Consider the following 15,701-nt stretch of genomic DNA (forward strand, 5'->3'; position numbering starts at 1 on the left):
AGCACCCTTCGGCCGGGACCCGGCGCCAGCGAATCAGGCTATCTCCTTGATTTTAAAATCCCATTTCACTAGCGATTCCCACCATGCATTCCTGCTGTCACCTACGCGACCCTCTGCCACGCACCACGCCCCGCCGCTTCCGCGCCCAAGCCGCCAAAGTCTCCCGGATTCCACCTCTGACAAGGCGGGGAATAATTCGCTGCGGGAAGTGGTGCCAAGCGTCCAAGATCGGCGTACTGTACTGCTTCGTGAAGACAAAGATTGCGTCGGCCCCGGGGTCGATGAAGGCACCTGGAACCACGGTGCCATCGCGCCTGCGCCAATGGCTGACCGATGGTTCCGTCGGCCAGGAACATTCCAGCAGCGGAGGCAAGGCCGGAGCCACCTGGTGGCAGGTCATGTGCCTCTCCGGCCTGGACTACTTCTCCACCCTCGGCTACCAGCCGGCCATCGCCGCGCTGGCCGCCGGAGCCCTGGCGCCCTTGGCCACGCTGATCCTGGTGGCCGTCACGCTCTGCGCCGCCCTGCCGGTTTACCGCCGGGTCGCCACGGAATCCCCGCACGGCCAGGGGTCCATCGCCATGCTCGAACGGCTCATGCCGCATTGGAAGGGCAAGGTCTTCGTCCTGGTCCTGCTGGGCTTCGCGGCCACCGACTTCATGATCACCGCCACCCTCTCGGCCGCCGACGCCTCGGCGCACCTGATCGAGAACCCGTTCACCCCCGAATGGTTCACCGGCAAGCAGGTGCCCATCACCCTGGTCCTGCTGATCCTGCTCGGGGCCTTGTTCCTGCGCGGCTTCACCGAGGTCATCTGGATTGCCGTGACCCTGGTCTTCTCCTTCCTGGCCTTGAACCTGGTGATCATCGTGGTCTCGGCCGCCAGCATCATCGAGAACCCGGTGTCCATCACCCGCTGGCTGGACTCCCTGTTCACCGCCCACGGGGATCCGCTGATGATGCTGCTGGTCTGCCTGATCGTATTCCCCAAGCTGGCCCTGGGCCTTTCGGGCTTCGAGACCGGGGTGGCGGTGATGCCGCAGATCGCCTCGGCCCCCGGGGACACCGAAGCGAACCCCGCCGCCCGGATCCGCGGCGCCAAGAAGCTGCTGACCACCGCGGCCCTGATCATGAGCGGCTTCCTGGTACTCTCCTCCATCGTGACCACGGTGCTGATTCCCGCCCAGGAGTTCCAGCCCGGCGGGGCGGCCAACGGCCGGGCCCTGTCCTGGCTGGCCCATCACCTGATGGGCGATGCCTTCGGCACCGCCTACGACCTGTCCACCATCCTGATCCTCTGGTTCGCCGGTGCTTCGGCGCTCGCCGGGATGCTCAACCTGATCCCCCGGTACCTGCCGCGCTTCGGCATGGCCCCGGCCTGGGCCAGCGCGGTGCGCCCGCTGGTCCTGGTCCTGCTGCTGGTCGCGATCGCCATCACTATCCACTTCGAGGCCAGCGTTGACGCGCAGGGGGCCGCCTACGCCACCGGCGTGCTGGTCCTGATGAGCTCGGCGGCCATCGCGGTGACCATCTCCGCGCGGCGGCGCGGCGAGAAGGGCAAGGCGCTGCTCTTCGGGGCCACCAGCCTGGTCTTCGCCTATACGACCATCGCCAACTGCGTCGAGCGTCCCGACGGGCTGAAGATCGCCGCCTTCTTCATCGCCGCGGTGCTGCTGGTATCGCTGCTCTCCCGCTTCCGCCGCTCCACCGAATTGCGCGCCACCTCGGTGAGGTTCGACGAGCCGGCGGTGGCGATCATCCGGCAGGCCGGCAGCGCCGGGCTCTTGCGGCTCATCGCCCACGAACCGGTCAAGACCTCGAAACGGCGCTATATCCACAAGCACCAGCATGCCGTCCTCGCCAGCCACATCCCCCAGCGGGCACCGGTGGCGTTCCTGGAGATCAAGGTCAGCGACTACTCGGATTTCGCCCAGGATATCGAGGTGCGCGGCATCACCCGGCACGGCCAGTGGATCCTGGAGGCCACCGCCCCCTCGGTGTCCACCGCGATTGCCGCCATCGCCATGGCGATCAGGGATGACTACGAGGTCATGCCGCACATCTACTTCCGCTGGACCGAGGGCAATCCGCTGCTGAACCTGGCCAAGTTCATCTTCCTGGGCCAGGGCGAGATCGCCCCGCTGACCCGCGAGGTGCTGCGCGAGGCCGAACCCAACCTGCAACGCCGCCCCTGGGTGCACGTGGGCTAGCCCGCGCCCGGCCGCCCGCTCAGCCCTGCCAGGGCCGGGGCCCTTCGGCATCGAGCATGATCGCCAGCGCCGCGGGCATCACCTCGGCACGGAAGAACCGCGAGGTGCCAGCATAGTCCCCATCAAGCTGGCAGGCCACGGGCTGATCGGCATGGATCTCGATGACCTGTCCCTGCTGGTAGTCCAGCGACTTCGCGTCGGTGCCCAGCACAATGCCCCGGGCCAGGGAGGCCAGTTCCCGGGCGCCGGTGGGCGAGGCGACCATCACGTCGATCTTCCCGTCGGTGGGCACCGCCGCGGGGATCAGGTTGATGCCGCCCATCAGCCGGCCCACGTTGCCCACCAGGGTCATGATCGAAGAGTGATCCTGGACCGGCTCACCGTCGATTTTCACGGTGCAGTCAAAAGGCGTCAGGCTGAATTGCTGGGCGGCGGCCACCACATAGGCCCCGGCCTTGATGGTCTTCTTCAGGTCGGCATTCGTATTGCCCATGATCTTGGCATCGAAGCCCAGCCCGCCCATGACCGCGCACACCGATTCGCCGGCATCGGTGGTGCAGCGGATCAAATCCACCGGCACCGCCCTGCCGGCCAGCGCGGTGCGGATCGCTTCGCTCTCGTCGAGCGAAGCACCGAGGTTCCGGGCCAGCAGGTTTCCGGTGCCGGCAGGAATCAGCGCCACCGGGATTCCCTGTTCGGCCAGTTCCTGGCAGACCACCCGCACGGTGCCATCGCCTCCGGCCACGATCACCACATCCACCTTGGCGTCGATGGCCTGCTGCGCCATCTTCACCCCGGGGTCCTCGCGTTCGGTTTCCAGCCAGAGCGGCGGCTTCCACCCGGCGGCTTGCAGCTCGTACTCCACCCGGCGCCGGAACAGGCCGAAGTCCAGCACCTTGGTGGGGTTGTAGATCACCGCGGCGCGCTTGTCATTCTGCTCCGCCGGCAGCCCGAGCCCGGCCCAGCCTTGCAGGATCGGCCCCACGCCGGTGACCACCAGCACCCCGCTGGCCCAGGTCAACCCGAGCAGGATGCCGCCGATGAGCTGGCTAGTGGACTGGGTGCGCATCACCCATTGGTCGGCGAGCACCAGGAAGACCAGCAAGGCCGCCACACTCCGCGAGCGCAGGGCCGAGCTGGTGGCCAGCCGCCTGGCTTGGCCCAGGGTGGCCAGCACCCAGGCCAGCACGGTCACCGCCACCATGTGGGCGGAGGGATAGCCGGAAAACAGGTAGGTCAGCGAATCCTCGAAGGGCGACGCGGGCCTGGGCTGCTGGGTCATCAGCTGGATGGCCGCGGTCGCCGGGATCACCAGGGAGGCGGCGCTCAGGGCGCCGGCCAGCCGGCGCATCCGGCGGCGCCAGGACCACAATGCCATGGCCAGGATGACGGCGAAGACCAGGGCAGGGTGGGTGATGATGGCGAAGGCCTCGGCGATCTGGCCCGCGTAGCTGCGGGCCTGGATCCATGGGGCCAGCGTTGCCTTATCCAGCCTGTCCAGTCCCCAGACGGTGGACAGCAGACTCCACCCGGTGAACACCAGCACGAACGCAATGAAAAAGCGGCCCTGCACCAACGAAGCAATATCGAAACGACCCGGCGCTGTGATGGTTCGCGTCATATCTTGATTCTTGCCGTGAAACGGGCATCCGTCAATTAACCCGGTGCCAGCGTTCCAACCGTTCGTGGTGGTCAGCCCAGGTGCACCTCATCGATGCCATCTGGGACCCAGCGCCCCTGCTCCCGGCGCAGGTTCTTGGCCAGCGGCAATTGGTGCGAGGCGCTTTCGATAATGTGCATGAGATATCCGCCGGTGTTCAAAAACGCCACGATGTCGCCGCGGCCCACACCGTGCGGGAATTCGAACCGGCGGCGCAGAATCAGCTCTTCCTCGATGCAGTAGGCGCCCACCAGGAACCCGCTCTGGGCGACAGTGCCGGCCGCCGGCTGCCCGCCGGCCTTGATGAGGATCGGGTCGACCAGGAAATCGGCCGAGGTGGAACGGCATTGGGTCCGGTTCATGTGCAGGCCCACCAGCGCCACGGCATCGCTGCGCTGCTTGGTGAAGGCGACTTCGGCCAGGGTGAGCCCGCAGCCATCGAGCAGGGAGCGTCCCGGTTCGCAACGCAGCTGGATGCCTCGTTCCCGGAGCATCTGCGCCACAGAGCGGGTCCCGTCGGCGCTTCGGGCTGCGAGGATGCCGTGCAGCCACGGGCCGCGGATCACTTCCTGGTGGTAGGGGTACACCGCGGTGCTGGGCTGCGTCCCGGTGGCCCCCAGGCGGTCGGATTTCCAGGTCAGGGATTCATCGCCGGCGGGCAGGCCGGCCAGCGCCTGCCAGAATCCGTTCCACTGCTGGGCCTCTGGCAGATACGACATGGGGATGCCCCCGCCCATGTCCACGAATTCCACGGCATGGCCCTGCGAGCGCAAGGCATCGGCGAACTCCAGGGACTCCTGGATCAGCATCGCCCGCTGTTCGGCGCTGTAGCCATTGAGGTGGAAGTGCACGCCCACCACTTCCAGCAGCCCGGAGTTCTCGGGCTGGGCCAGGACTTCGAGCCATTGCGCCGCCTTGAGACCGAACCGGGTCACCGGGATCCGCGGGTTCCCGGAGGCCAGCCGCACCGCGACCTGCACCGGGGCCCGCGATGCCCCGGCGACTTCCCCCAGCTCGTGGACTTCATCGGCATTGTCCAGGCTCAGCACCACGCGGTTCTCCACCGCCAGCTGGAGCAGGGCGCGGGATTTCACCGCGGCGGTGACAATCAGGGATTCGGGGGCCACCCCGCGCTGCAGGCACTGCTCCAGTTCGTGGAAACTTGCCACATCCACTCCGCAGCCTTCGGCCCGCGCCGCATCGATGGCGCCCAGGGTCTTATTGGCCTTGCGGGCCAGATAGATCTGGAAGTCGATGCCGTGCCCGGTGGCGGCCTCGCGCAATTCGGCGATGTTCCGCGCCATGGCGCCGTAGTCGTGCAGGTTCAGCGGCGAGCCGTAGTCGCGGATCAATTCCTGGCACAGCTGCGGGTTCTCCACGAGCTGCTCCATCCACTGTTCAGTCCGTGCGGTCAGGGGCATGGTTCCGTGCATCATGGGTGGCATGAGGAGATGGCTTTCTGGTTGCTGGCGGCCGCCTGGGCCGCGATTCTCCGGGCCCAGCGCCGGTATTCGGGGTGCAGGGCACGGTTGAGCGTGTCGTGGCCCAGGGTGGGGTCCTCGGTGGGGCGGCCCAGTGCGGACAGGGACTCGTTGCGGTGACCGCGCGCATCGAGGCAGGTTCCGTCGGTGTCGGTGAAGATTCCCCGCTCCCCGGGCCTGACCATGATCTCGCCCCGGCCGAGCAGGGCGCCGAAGAGCTTGCTGGACGGAACCCCCTCGGGAGCCGGCGCGTTGAGGATGCCGGGGGCTACAGTCACGGCGTTCACCCTGACCACCTCGTTGCGCCCCAGGTCACCGGCGCTGCGGCTGCCGGCGATCTCGTGGCGAAGCATTCCCGCCTCGTGCAGGGCCAATAGTTTCAGTGCCGTGGGTTCTGGCGGGCCGAAGGCCAGCCGCTCCAGGTTGGCGGCCAGTGCGGTGAACTCCTTGCGGCTGGTGGCATCCCAGGGGTAGCGGGAGAGCACCGATACCAATTCCGGGTACAGACCCGACCAGAGCACACCCCAGACCCAATCCGGGGTCTTGGCCTTCAGCCCGCGATTGGCCTCGACGCTGTATCGCAGCTGCTCCAGAGGATTGCCCAAGGCTGCCATCTGCTCGCAGATGCCGTGGCGAGCCGTTTGCTCCAGGGCCTGACGGCTGGCATCGGCGCCGCTGACGCGCGCGATGGCCAGTGCGCCATCGAGCAGCAGGTCCCGCAGCTGACTGGGGGTGCCTTCCTCCCGCAGGCCCCAGGCGCGCACGCCACTGCGATAGGCCTCCAGCTGGCGTTGCACCTCGGGGCCTGACTCCAGGGGCTTGGGAGCCATGCTGATTCCCTGGCGCGAGGTCATGATGATCGTGGAAGGCTCGTGGCCGCTGGGCAGATAGCGCAGTGCCGGGCTTGCACCGCCTGGGCCTTCCTGCCAACGGCCGCCGCGGCCTTCGGTCAAGGCCAGCACCACGTCAAAGGCGGTCAGCGCGGCCCCCTTGATCAGCACCGTGCGACCCGCGGCGATGCTCCTATCCGCCGCATCGCAGCGCTGCACGGTCAGCGCGGTCGCGGGCAGCCCCATGGCGCACGAGGGATCGGAGTCCTGGCCGGTGGCACCATGGCCGGTGGCCACCACGACTTCGTCGTAGGTTTCCGCGCCCTGGCCGGTGCTGATTTCCCAGCCGACGGCAACGCGCCGCAGGGTCTTGGCGATGCTCGCCCGATGCTGGATGCGCAGCAAGCCGCCCTCGGCCAACCTCTCGAATTGCCCCCGCAGGTACTGGCCCACCAGCGCGCGCGGCGGGAAGGGGTCGTCGCTGTCCAGACCCGGCTGCCCGCGCCGCCACTGGTCGAAAGACCAGGGTCCGAGGCTGAAGGATGCGTCGATGATGCGGGCATTGACGTTCAGCCGCAGCTCCTGCGGCTGGGCGGTATTCCATACCCGTCCGGCTCCCGGAGGGTATGGGTCATAGACATCCACCGCGACCGCCGCGCCGGGCAGCGCCCGCAGCTGCTCGTGCAGTTCCAGCAGCGCAAAGAGGCACTTCGGCCCGCCGCCGATCATGGCAATCCGCGTCACGAGGCGAGTCCCGCCTCCTGCAGTTCACCCAGATTCCCCGCGACCCACTCATCGTCGTACACGGTGTGCAGGTAGGGCACCCCCGAGTCATGGACAAGGAAGGCCAGTCGTGATCCGGCGGGAATCTGCGGCAGCAGCTGTTCGATGGCCGCGACGATGGCCCCGGTGGAAGCGCCAGCCAGGATGCCCTCGCGGTGGGCCAGCCGCCGGCAGCCCCGGACCATGTCCATCTCCGCGATGCGCATCACCCGATCCGGCTGCGCCTGCAGGGACAGCTCGGGAACCACACCGGCACCCAATCCCGGCAGGCGCCGCACGGCAGCATCTCCGTTGAAGAGCACCGAGCCCACAGCGTCCACTGCGACCAGCTGCGTGGGCAGGCGATGCTCCCGCACATAGTTCTGGCACCCCAGCAAGGTGCCGGTGGTACTGGTGGCGACCAAGAGGTAGTCCAGCTGCCCGTCGACGGCGTCCATGATTTCCGGCATGGTCGAGGAATAGTGCGCCGCGGGGTTATCCGGCGAACCATACTGGTTGGTGGTCACCGCCCCGGGATGCTCGGCCAGCAGATCCTGGACCCGCTGGCGCCGGGCCGCCAGCTTGTTGCCATCTGAGGGGTCGCGCACCAAATCCACCCGCGCCCCGTAGGCCCGCATGATCTGCAGGGCCGAGCGGTTGGCGTTCTCGTCGACCACGGCTATGAATCGCAGGCCGCGCACGACGCATTGGCGGGAGAGCGCAATGCCCAGATTCCCGGAGGTCGATTCGATGACCAGGCCGCCGGGTGCCAGCCGCCCGGAGGCGATGAAGGCATCGAGCAGGCTGGCTGCCGTGCGCTCCTTGGTGCTCCCGGAGAGTTGCAGCGAATCGAGCTTGGCGAAGATCTGGAGGTCGGGCGCATCGAAGAGTCGCCCCAGTCTCACGGTCGGGGTGGCGAGGGGCTTCAGGGTACCGGCACTGTCCATCGTTGATGACTCGCATTCTGCTGCTGTTGATCCTGCTGTGCTGCCACCCTAGGCAGCACGGAGGCAATCTGGCTATCAGCAGCAGCAAACTCCCGGACTCCATGCAGGTTGGGAGCGCAGCTCGGCTCAAGGGGGTGCCTGCGACGCAGCCCTTGCGCCGAAGGCCTGCTACCGCACTTGGGTGCGCACGCCATCCCGTCCGGCTTGGCGCCCCAGCCATCGATCCACGGCAACGTAGAGATAGGCTACGCCGAGCAGCGAAACGGTCAGTCCGACGATCCACAACGCCACCGCGCCCACTCCCAGTTCTGCCACATTCATGAATGGGTAGGGGTAGTTCACGCCCGGATAGAATTCGCCGCCGGACGCTCCATAGGCAAAGGCGAAGGCCAGGTACCCATAGGGGATCAGTGCCCACAGCAGCGGATCCGTCCAGCGGAACTGGCCCTTGGGAGCAAAGGCCAGCCAGTCGACGATGATCAGCAGAGGGCTGATGATGTGGATGAGGTTATCGGTCAGGGAAAACGGGACGTAGTCCCCGCCTTGCCGGAAGCTTTGCGGCACGAGGACAACCAGGTAGATCAGCAAGGTGACGGTGATGGCCAGCATGACCGCCCCGCCCAGGCGCGCTGACGGCGTGGAGCAGCCGCGGACGCCGGCGCTCCTGAGGTCCTTGATGGTGGCGATGATCAACCCCGCCGTCCAGGCCAGGCACAGCAGGTTGCTGAGCACCGTGTAGAACAGGAAGCTGTTCCAGACCGGGGCGCTTGTCAGGATCCCCGATATCCGCAGAATGCCTGCCAGGATCAGGATGAGAGCCGCAAACCGGTAGGCCAGCGCCAGAGGCCGCCAGGTGAGGACGGCGTGGTGCCCTGCTTCTGCCAGTCGCACATCGGTCATCTTCATTCAGCGCCTTCCCGGAAGCTCGATTTCGACGCGCAAACACCATGCAGTGGACTGCCAGGGATTCAGCGACGTGAATGCAGCCATCCTTGGCGATGCTGCAGGCTCGGTCACGAATACTCCAGAGGTGGTGTACGAGGCGCGTTGCTCCCACCATAGATGCCACATCCCTTGGTTGCACCAACATGTCGTGAATTATCGTCTTCACCGGAACCGATGCGGGTACCGCATTCTAGACAGTGCACTTTCAGTGCATTATGATGCACTTATGGAAACCAGCGCGGAACAGCTCGCCCGAAGCATCGGGGCACGGGTCAAAAGCGAACGCAAGAACAACGGCTGGACCTTGGACCAGCTCTCCGAGCTCGCCGGGATCAGCCGGCGCATGCTCGTCAACGTCGAGCAGGGAACGGCCAACCCCAGCGTCAGCATCCTGCTGCGGCTCTCCGATGCCCTCGGAGTAGGCCTGCCCGCCTTGGTCGAACCACCGGAACCCCGCACCACCAGCCTCACCCGGGCCGGGGAAGGCGCCACCTTGTGGACCGGGGATAACGGTGGCCAGGGCATCCTGGTCGCCGGCACCGAAGCCCCTGATGTCGTGGAATTGTGGGACTGGACGATGGCTGCCGGCGAGCGCCACGAAAGCGAAGCCCACAGCGCTGGAACGCGCGAACTGCTGCACCTGCACCAAGGCTCCCTCACCGTCCACGTCGGCGGCCAGTCCCACCAGTTGCAGGCCGGAGACGCCCTATCGTTCTTCAGCGACGTTGATCATTCCTACGAAAATCAGGGCCAAATCTCCGCCACGTTCAGCCTCTGCGTCTACGAACCCGGCGTAGGCCACGGACACAAGAAGGAGCATAGCGATGCCACATAATCTCACCCCCACCGAATTCCTCTACGCCTGCAGCGTTGATCCCAGCATTTACGCGCTCCGCCCGGACTACCGCGCCTTGCTGCTGGTCGTTGAGGGACTGGATCAACAGGCCCATACCACCCTCGCCGATGGCCTGATCCAACGCGCCGAAGCCCACGCCAGCGAATTGCTGTCCACTACGCCGGTGGATCAGCTGCCGCACATCAGCGCGTGGCGCGAAGCCTACCGGGCTTTTGGGGCGAAGCCGCAGCGCACCCGTAACAGCCTGGAAGCCCTCACTCGCCGGGCCGCCGATGGCCTGCCTCGGGTCAATGCCCTGACCGATATCTACAACGCCATCAGCGTGCTCCACCAGGTTCCGCTCGGTGGCGAGGATTTTGACTTGTATGACGGTCCGGCCCGCCTCACCCGCGCGGTGGGAGACGAAGCCTTCGATACGCGCGCGGCCGGCGAAACGGTCATCGAGCACCCCGCGGCTGGCGAAGTGATCTGGCGCGATGGCACCGGGGTGACCTGCCGCCGCTGGAATTGGCGCCAAGGCCAGCGCACCGCGCTCTCGGGCAACACCACCACGGCCTTCTTCATCCTTGATGCGCTGGAGCCGATGGCCGATGCCGAGCTCGACGCCGCCGGGGAAGCCTTGGGCCAGGCCCTGGAATCGCTGGGCCCCGCGGTACAGGTTTCGCGCCGGATCATAGGTGCCCAATGACAGCACGCAGTTCCATCCACAGCCTGCCACCGTGGACCTTGGCCATCGCGGCGATGCTCGCGGTCCAGTTATCCAACGCGTTGTCCGTCTCCGTGGTTGAACAGGTCGGCGCCGGCGGTACCGCATGGTTGCGCATGAGCTTTGGCATCGTGTTCCTCTGGGTCATTGCGCGCCCGGATTTCAAGGCCATCCGCAAACAAGACGTGCCAGCTCTCATCGCCCTGGGCGTGGTCACCGGATATATGACGGCCCTGTTCCTCGAGGCGGTGGCCCGCATTCCGCTGGGCACCGCCGTGTCCATCGAGTTCCTGGGGCCGCTGACCGTCGCCGGTCTCATGAGCAAGCACCACAAGGCGCTGATCTGGCCGGTCATCGCCATTATCGGCGTGGTGCTGCTGACCGAGCCGTGGCACGGGGAAATCGACGGCGTCGGGGTGCTGTTCGCTCTGGGGGCCGGGACCTGCTGGGGCTTGTACAACCTGCTCACGCAGCACGTGGGCGACAGATTCTCAGGAATCAGCGGCCTGTCCTTGACCATCCCGGTCGCCGCCCTCGCCACCCTGCCCGTCGGGCTGCCCCAAACCCTTCACGGAGATTTCACCTGGTGGGTCCTGCCCGCCGCGGCCGGCATCGCCTTGATCACCCCGGTGATCGCCTTCGGCTTGGAGATGCTGGCCCTGCGGCGCATGACCCACAGCGCCTTTGGCACCCTGCTATCCATCGAACCGGCCTTCGGTGTGCTGATGGGCCTGCTCGTCTTGTCCCAGACGCCAACCTGGTTCCAAGTACTGGGCATCGTCTTGGTGGTCTGTGCTGGTGCCGGGGCCCAGCGAGGTGGGCGCCGGCAGCAGGCGGCGCTGGAACCCATCGATCTGCCCCGGGAGCCGACGAAGTAACCACTACGCGGCGGCCGGGATTCCAAGTCCCGGCCGTTGGATTCCTGAAGTTCCGATGGCCGGCAACGACGGTAAGCATCATCACCCGCCTGGCACGGATCACCATTGATACGGGCACTGAGCCCTCCGACACGGGATAAGAAGAGGGACGTGACGCTCCTTGGACTCGAAAACTTTCTCTCATCCACTGTCCCGTTTTCGAGTACTGGGAACATCGTCTGGTTGAACCGATCCATGCACTGCGTTTGAAGTAGTTGCTCTTCTGCCGGATCTCTCCATGGGGCTGCCGTGCGGCCATCAGGCCCCGGGTTTCATGTTTCCCTGGCCAATCGAGGGACCAGCCGGATCATCACCACCATGATCACCAGTTCAACGAGTGTTTGGGTCACCACTGCCATCGGCGCCAAAGCAAAGGTTGCCGGCAGGGCCAGGGCCATGGGCAGGACCACCAGCGAATTCCGTGTGGTGGCCGAGAACATGACCGCCCGCGTGGCACCGGCATCGAGCCCTGCGGCCTTTCCGGCACCGCTTCCCACCAGCACGGCGATGACGGCAAAAATCAGGTAGAGCGGAACCACCCGGGCCAGGGAAGCAAGCTGGGTGGCCACCGTGGGGATCTGCGAACCCACGACTGCCGCCAGCGTTCCCATCATCAGCGGCACCATGGCCGCGCCCATGGTTTCGCCAATGGCCTGCCCGGCCCGGGTTTTCCGGCCCAGCAGTTGAACCAGGGCGGCTGCGGCCAGCGGGATGATGATCAACAGGATGAATGCTCGAATGAACGGCGCAATCTGGATTGCCGCCAGTGCCTGCGAACCGGCGAATAACCACAGGTAGAGGGGCAACAACAGGATTTGAACCAGCATCAGCAATGGCGTGGCGGCCAGCAGACGGGCTTGGGCCCCACCGGCCAAGCCCGTGAACACGATGACGTAGTCAATGCAGGGGGTCAGCAGCACCAGCAGCACACCGAGCAGCAGCCCTTGGTCATCCATCACGAATCGAGACAGTCCCCACGCCGCCAACGGCATCACTGCGAAATTCACGCCCAGCACGGTTCCCAGAAAACGCAGGTCGCGGAAACCCTTGCCGGCCTCTGCCAGCGGCACAGCCATGAAGGTGGAAAAGAGCAAGAGCATCAGCGATGGCTCGATGAGCTCTTGCATCACCGGTACCGCGGGCGGGGACATCAGGCCGAGGGCCGCACCCCCGGCGATGGCCAGGAGATAGAGGAGCGCCTGGTGGCGCTCCCACCAGTGGATTAGTACCCGCATGCCCGGCCTTTCCTATTTCCGGGTCCCGCGGTAAGCGGCCCTTCAGGCGCGCCGTACCTCAAGGCGGTCGCGGGAACACCAGGCCGGGCTTCAGCTTCTGAAATACGCATCAGCTCAACCCTAAGCCTTCCAGGCCCTCGGGAGCCGACGATGCCCCACGGTCCATGCTGTGGCGGCGCGGGAATTGCGTGCGGGGCAGCATCCCTGCGCTCTGGCGGCCTAGGGTGCCCGAGGGGCAGATGCCGTGGCTAGACTGGGCCCATGCATACTTCTGAGTCCGTCATCGCCATCACCGGAGGGTCGCGGGGCATCGGCGCGGCGATCGCCCAGCGGGTGGCCCAAGCCGGCCACCATGTTGCCATCGGCTACCGCAGCAACGAGGAGGCCGCCCAGGACGTGGCGCAGGAGGTCCGCGCACTGGGCCAGCAAGCGATGGCACTGCAACTCGATGTCACCGATCCCGGCTCGGTGTCGCAGTTCTTCTCAGCCAGCCAAGGGCTTGGAACGCTGCGCGGCGTCGTGGCCTCGGCCGGTGCGGTCCAAGCAGTGGGTTCCCTGCAGGAGCTGGATCCCGAGGAGATCCGCGGTGATCTCGAAGTAAATCTCTACGGCGCCATCCTGACGGCTCGGGAAGCCACCCGGTACCTGGCTGCCACGCAGGGTTCCCTGGTGCTCATCGGTTCCTGCGCCGCGACCCTGGGCAGTCCCGGCACGTACGTCCACTATGCTGCGGCCAAGGCCGGCATTGCGGCGCTGAGCCTCGGGCTGTCCAAGGAACTGGCCGAGGATGGCATCCGCGTCAATTGCGTCGAGCCCGGTACGGTGTGGACGGATTTCCACAAGGACCCGCAGCGCCCGGCAAAAGTGGCTGCTTCCATCCCGCTCGGGCGCCCCGGCGTTCCCGAGGAAATTGCTGGCGCGGTCGCGTGGCTGCTCTCCGAGGACGCCTCGTACACCACCGGTGCGACCCTGCGGGTAGCCGGCGGACTCTGATCCGCGCCACGCCGCGGGGACGCCAGGTTCTCGCGGGCCGGTGCTACAGCCCGGGCGCGAGGGTGCGCTCAGGCGGTGGCCCCACCACCTGCAGGTCGAGATCCGGATTCGCCTGGATGCCGGCAATCACCGTGGAAGGATCAACCAGCCCCTCGGAATACACCGGCGCCTTGGCCGGCTCCGAGGTCACATCGAAGAATTTCTCGAAGACCCCGCCGGTGAGCAGCCCGAGCATCTGGGTATTGTGCGCACCGATAGCGAAGCTGTGCACGGTCCCGGCCGGAGCGTGCAGGAAATCGCCGGCCGTCAGGAGCACCTCGTGGCCATTGACCCACAGCCACACGCGTCCGGAGAGGCAAATGAAGTTCTCGGTGTGCAGGCGGTGGAAATGGCGGATGATGTAGGGCTGCACCGCGGCCAGCGTATTGACTGCGAAGTAGCGGCCGCCGGTATTGGCTGGCCGCGCCAGGTAGCTGTTCAGCGCATCGGGCCAGGCCCGGTGCTCGCCTCCCCCGGCGCTGAGGAAGTAGCCGCCACCTCCGTCAGGCAAATCCAATGACGCCGCGGCACCGATGCCCTCGGGAAGCTGCAGATCCCCGGGGTTCAAAGAGTCCATGGTGAACAGGTGGCGTTCGGTGCGCTCCGCCCCAGCGAGCAAGTCCGCCAGCGCGCCGCCGGGCGCGCTGAACAAGAAGAGTCGGGTCATGTGGCCCAGCATCCGGTATTCCAGGCTCTCGCCCGGCGCCACATGGAAGGAGTCGCCCTGGGCCAGGATGCGGGTCGTCCCGGCAACGGTGACCTGCACGCTGCCGTCCACGACGAAGAATGAGCGCTGCACCGCGTGCAGTGCGGAGCCGGTGCTGTGCGCACCGGCCGAGCCCAGGATGAACGCGGCTTCAAAGAGCCCGCCGGTATCCTGGGTGCGCGCGACCACGGTGACCAGCTGGCCATCGACTTCATGGCGTTCGCCTTCGCCCGATGCCAGGTAATAGGGCACCGGTTCCCCGGGCAGGGCGTTGATGACAGGCGCCAAGCGGTGCATGCGTTCTATATCGATCTGGGTCATGATTCGCTGTGTCCTCGTGGTGTTTGACGGTGTGGATTGGCGGCTTGAAGGTGCGCGGAAAGGAAATTCTCGATTTCCGCGAATCCGAATGTGGTGTCCCGGGTTCCGGGCTGCCGGGTATTGCGGGCGAGGGCGGGCGCACGGACCTCCGCCTCCAGCCGGCCATCATCCATGACGGCAGCCAGCTGCACGTCCAGGCGCCCGGGCGGGTTGATGAATCCGTGGCGATAATCCTGGAGCAGGTACAGTTCGGCGGGCACCGACTCGGCTTCGAGGCGCTCGAACAGCATCTGGGAGTGCACCGGCGGCACCAGTTCATCCGCGGTCCCGTGGCAGATCAAGAAGGCCGGGGCCTGGGCGGAAACGTGGCCCAAGGGGGATGCCTGCTGGGCCACCAGCTGGCCGGGGCCGGTCTCCGGATCCACGCCCAGCAGGCGCCCTTCGGGTGTCTGCTCCCAACTGCGCCCGGCCGGGCGTTGGGCAATGATCATTTCCAGGTCCACCGGTGGATAGCAGGCCACCACGCAGGCGACCTGCGCGTCCGACGGTGCCTCGGGGGCCGGTGCCGAGGCCTTCAGCGCTGCCAGGGCGGCCAGGTGGGCACCGGCCGAAGCACCCCATACGCCGATGCGCGCCCCGTCGATGCCCCACTGCGCTCCGCGGGCCCGAAGATGCCTGATCGCGGTAATCACGTCGTCCAGGGGCGCCGGGAATTTGGCCTCGCCCGAGAGCCTGTAGTCAATGGAGGCAAAGGCCATCTTGGTGCGTGCGGCACAGGCTGCGAGGTCCGGGGCCAGCGTGCGGTCGCCGGTGAACCAGCCGCCGCCGTGCAGCCAGATGACCACCGGGACTTCGCCCGGCGCGTCCGCCGGAACGTGCAGATCCATCAGCAGCGCGGAACTTTCTGCGCCGGCGTAGTCAACGGAAAGATAGCTGCGCACGGCATGGTTTGACGATGAAGAAGTCATGCAGTCAATTTTCGGGGGTCCATGGTGCCGCTGGCCATCAGGAAAAACCGAACCGGCGTTCGGCAGATCCGAAGCAGCCGGCCGGGCTGTGGCGCTGGCACGGCCCGGTTCCCTGCCACGCATGC

The 15,701-nt window shown here is 66.5% G+C and carries 13 protein-coding genes; 5 read left to right on the forward strand and 8 right to left on the reverse strand.

All coding sequences use genetic code 11. The features are described from left to right. Positions 1–281: 281 nt before the first annotated feature. Complete coding sequence (locus OF385_RS14730) at positions 282–2,210, forward strand: amino acid transporter (RefSeq protein WP_413468165.1); 1,929 nt, start codon at positions 282–284, stop codon at positions 2,208–2,210. A gap of 19 nt (positions 2,211–2,229) precedes the next feature. Here OF385_RS14730 and OF385_RS14735 read toward each other — a convergent pair whose 3' ends face one another. From OF385_RS14735 to OF385_RS14755, 5 genes are all read right to left on the reverse strand, one after another. Then, positions 2,230–3,831: a bifunctional phosphatase PAP2/diacylglycerol kinase family protein gene (locus OF385_RS14735; protein WP_264276057.1), complete on the reverse strand. Its 1,602-nt coding sequence runs from the start codon at positions 3,829–3,831 to the stop codon at positions 2,230–2,232. 71 nt (positions 3,832–3,902) lie between these two features. Beyond that, the gene (locus OF385_RS14740) at positions 3,903–5,315 is read right to left on the reverse strand and encodes an alanine racemase (protein WP_264276058.1); all 1,413 of its coding nucleotides are present in this window, start codon (positions 5,313–5,315) and stop codon (positions 3,903–3,905) included. Then, positions 5,303–6,925 carry an FAD/NAD(P)-binding protein gene (locus OF385_RS14745; protein ID WP_264276059.1) on the reverse strand — a complete coding sequence of 541 codons (1,623 nt, stop codon included), beginning with the start codon at positions 6,923–6,925 and terminating at the stop codon, positions 5,303–5,305. The genes OF385_RS14740 and OF385_RS14745 overlap by 13 nt, the downstream gene beginning before the upstream one ends. Then, entirely contained in the window at positions 6,922–7,890 is a 969-nt protein-coding gene (locus OF385_RS14750; RefSeq protein WP_264276060.1) for a pyridoxal-phosphate dependent enzyme, read from the reverse strand. Before OF385_RS14750 ends, OF385_RS14745 begins: the two co-directional genes overlap by 4 nt. Positions 7,891–8,058: 168 nt before the next feature. Then, positions 8,059–8,790 (reverse strand): Pr6Pr family membrane protein, encoded by a 732-nt coding sequence (locus tag OF385_RS14755; protein WP_264276061.1) that lies wholly within the window; start codon positions 8,788–8,790, stop codon positions 8,059–8,061. Positions 8,791–9,061: 271 nt separating this feature from the next. On the opposite strand from OF385_RS14755, the gene OF385_RS14760 reads away from it, so the two are divergent. From OF385_RS14760 to OF385_RS14770, 3 genes are read left to right on the forward strand one after another with little or no spacing between them, the layout of a single operon-like run. After that, positions 9,062–9,670, forward strand: a complete 609-nt coding sequence (locus OF385_RS14760; protein ID WP_264276062.1) for a helix-turn-helix domain-containing protein — start codon at positions 9,062–9,064, stop codon at positions 9,668–9,670. Continuing rightward, the gene (locus OF385_RS14765; RefSeq protein WP_264276063.1) at positions 9,660–10,379 is read left to right on the forward strand and encodes a B3/4 domain-containing protein; all 720 of its coding nucleotides are present in this window, start codon (positions 9,660–9,662) and stop codon (positions 10,377–10,379) included. Before OF385_RS14760 ends, OF385_RS14765 begins: the two co-directional genes overlap by 11 nt. Further along, complete coding sequence (locus tag OF385_RS14770) at positions 10,376–11,275, forward strand: EamA family transporter (protein WP_264276064.1); 900 nt, start codon at positions 10,376–10,378, stop codon at positions 11,273–11,275. Before OF385_RS14765 ends, OF385_RS14770 begins: the two co-directional genes overlap by 4 nt. A gap of 311 nt (positions 11,276–11,586) precedes the next feature. Here OF385_RS14770 and OF385_RS14775 read toward each other — a convergent pair whose 3' ends face one another. Continuing rightward, positions 11,587–12,549, reverse strand: coding sequence for an arsenic resistance protein (locus OF385_RS14775; RefSeq protein ID WP_264276065.1), 963 nt, complete (start codon positions 12,547–12,549; stop codon positions 11,587–11,589). A gap of 261 nt (positions 12,550–12,810) precedes the next feature. Between OF385_RS14775 and OF385_RS14780 the strand changes: the two genes are divergently transcribed. Further along, complete coding sequence (locus OF385_RS14780) at positions 12,811–13,542, forward strand: SDR family NAD(P)-dependent oxidoreductase (RefSeq protein WP_264276066.1); 732 nt, start codon at positions 12,811–12,813, stop codon at positions 13,540–13,542. Between the two features lie 43 nt (positions 13,543–13,585). Here the strand turns inward: OF385_RS14780 and OF385_RS14785 are convergent, their stop codons facing one another. Together OF385_RS14785 and OF385_RS14790 are read right to left on the reverse strand one after the other, a co-directional pair. Continuing rightward, positions 13,586–14,608: a cupin domain-containing protein gene (locus OF385_RS14785; RefSeq protein ID WP_264276067.1), complete on the reverse strand. Its 1,023-nt coding sequence runs from the start codon at positions 14,606–14,608 to the stop codon at positions 13,586–13,588. Beyond that, positions 14,605–15,576, reverse strand: coding sequence for an alpha/beta hydrolase (locus tag OF385_RS14790; RefSeq protein WP_264276068.1), 972 nt, complete (start codon positions 15,574–15,576; stop codon positions 14,605–14,607). The genes OF385_RS14785 and OF385_RS14790 overlap by 4 nt, the downstream gene beginning before the upstream one ends. Between the last annotated feature and the right edge of the window lie 125 nt (positions 15,577–15,701).

Source organism: Glutamicibacter sp. JL.03c (assembly GCF_025854375.1).
In the GTDB taxonomy this organism is placed as follows: Bacteria; Actinomycetota; Actinomycetes; order Actinomycetales; family Micrococcaceae; genus Glutamicibacter.

Excerpts from the sequence above, each read along its gene's own strand:
- OF385_RS14730 (WP_413468165.1), top strand. The coding sequence starts at position 282 with ATGAAGGCACCTGGAACCACGGTGCCATCGCGCCTGCGCCAATGGCTG.
- OF385_RS14735 (WP_264276057.1), bottom strand. The coding sequence starts at position 3,831 with ATGACGCGAACCATCACAGCGCCGGGTCGTTTCGATATTGCTTCGTTG.
- OF385_RS14740 (WP_264276058.1), bottom strand. The coding sequence starts at position 5,315 with ATGCCACCCATGATGCACGGAACCATGCCCCTGACCGCACGGACTGAA.
- OF385_RS14750 (WP_264276060.1), bottom strand. The coding sequence starts at position 7,890 with ATGGACAGTGCCGGTACCCTGAAGCCCCTCGCCACCCCGACCGTGAGA.
- OF385_RS14755 (WP_264276061.1), bottom strand. The coding sequence starts at position 8,790 with ATGACCGATGTGCGACTGGCAGAAGCAGGGCACCACGCCGTCCTCACC.
- OF385_RS14760 (WP_264276062.1), top strand. The coding sequence starts at position 9,062 with ATGGAAACCAGCGCGGAACAGCTCGCCCGAAGCATCGGGGCACGGGTC.
- OF385_RS14765 (WP_264276063.1), top strand. The coding sequence starts at position 9,660 with ATGCCACATAATCTCACCCCCACCGAATTCCTCTACGCCTGCAGCGTT.
- OF385_RS14770 (WP_264276064.1), top strand. The coding sequence starts at position 10,376 with ATGACAGCACGCAGTTCCATCCACAGCCTGCCACCGTGGACCTTGGCC.
- OF385_RS14775 (WP_264276065.1), bottom strand. The coding sequence starts at position 12,549 with ATGCGGGTACTAATCCACTGGTGGGAGCGCCACCAGGCGCTCCTCTAT.
- OF385_RS14780 (WP_264276066.1), top strand. The coding sequence starts at position 12,811 with ATGCATACTTCTGAGTCCGTCATCGCCATCACCGGAGGGTCGCGGGGC.
- OF385_RS14785 (WP_264276067.1), bottom strand. The coding sequence starts at position 14,608 with ATGACCCAGATCGATATAGAACGCATGCACCGCTTGGCGCCTGTCATC.
- OF385_RS14790 (WP_264276068.1), bottom strand. The coding sequence starts at position 15,576 with ATGACTTCTTCATCGTCAAACCATGCCGTGCGCAGCTATCTTTCCGTT.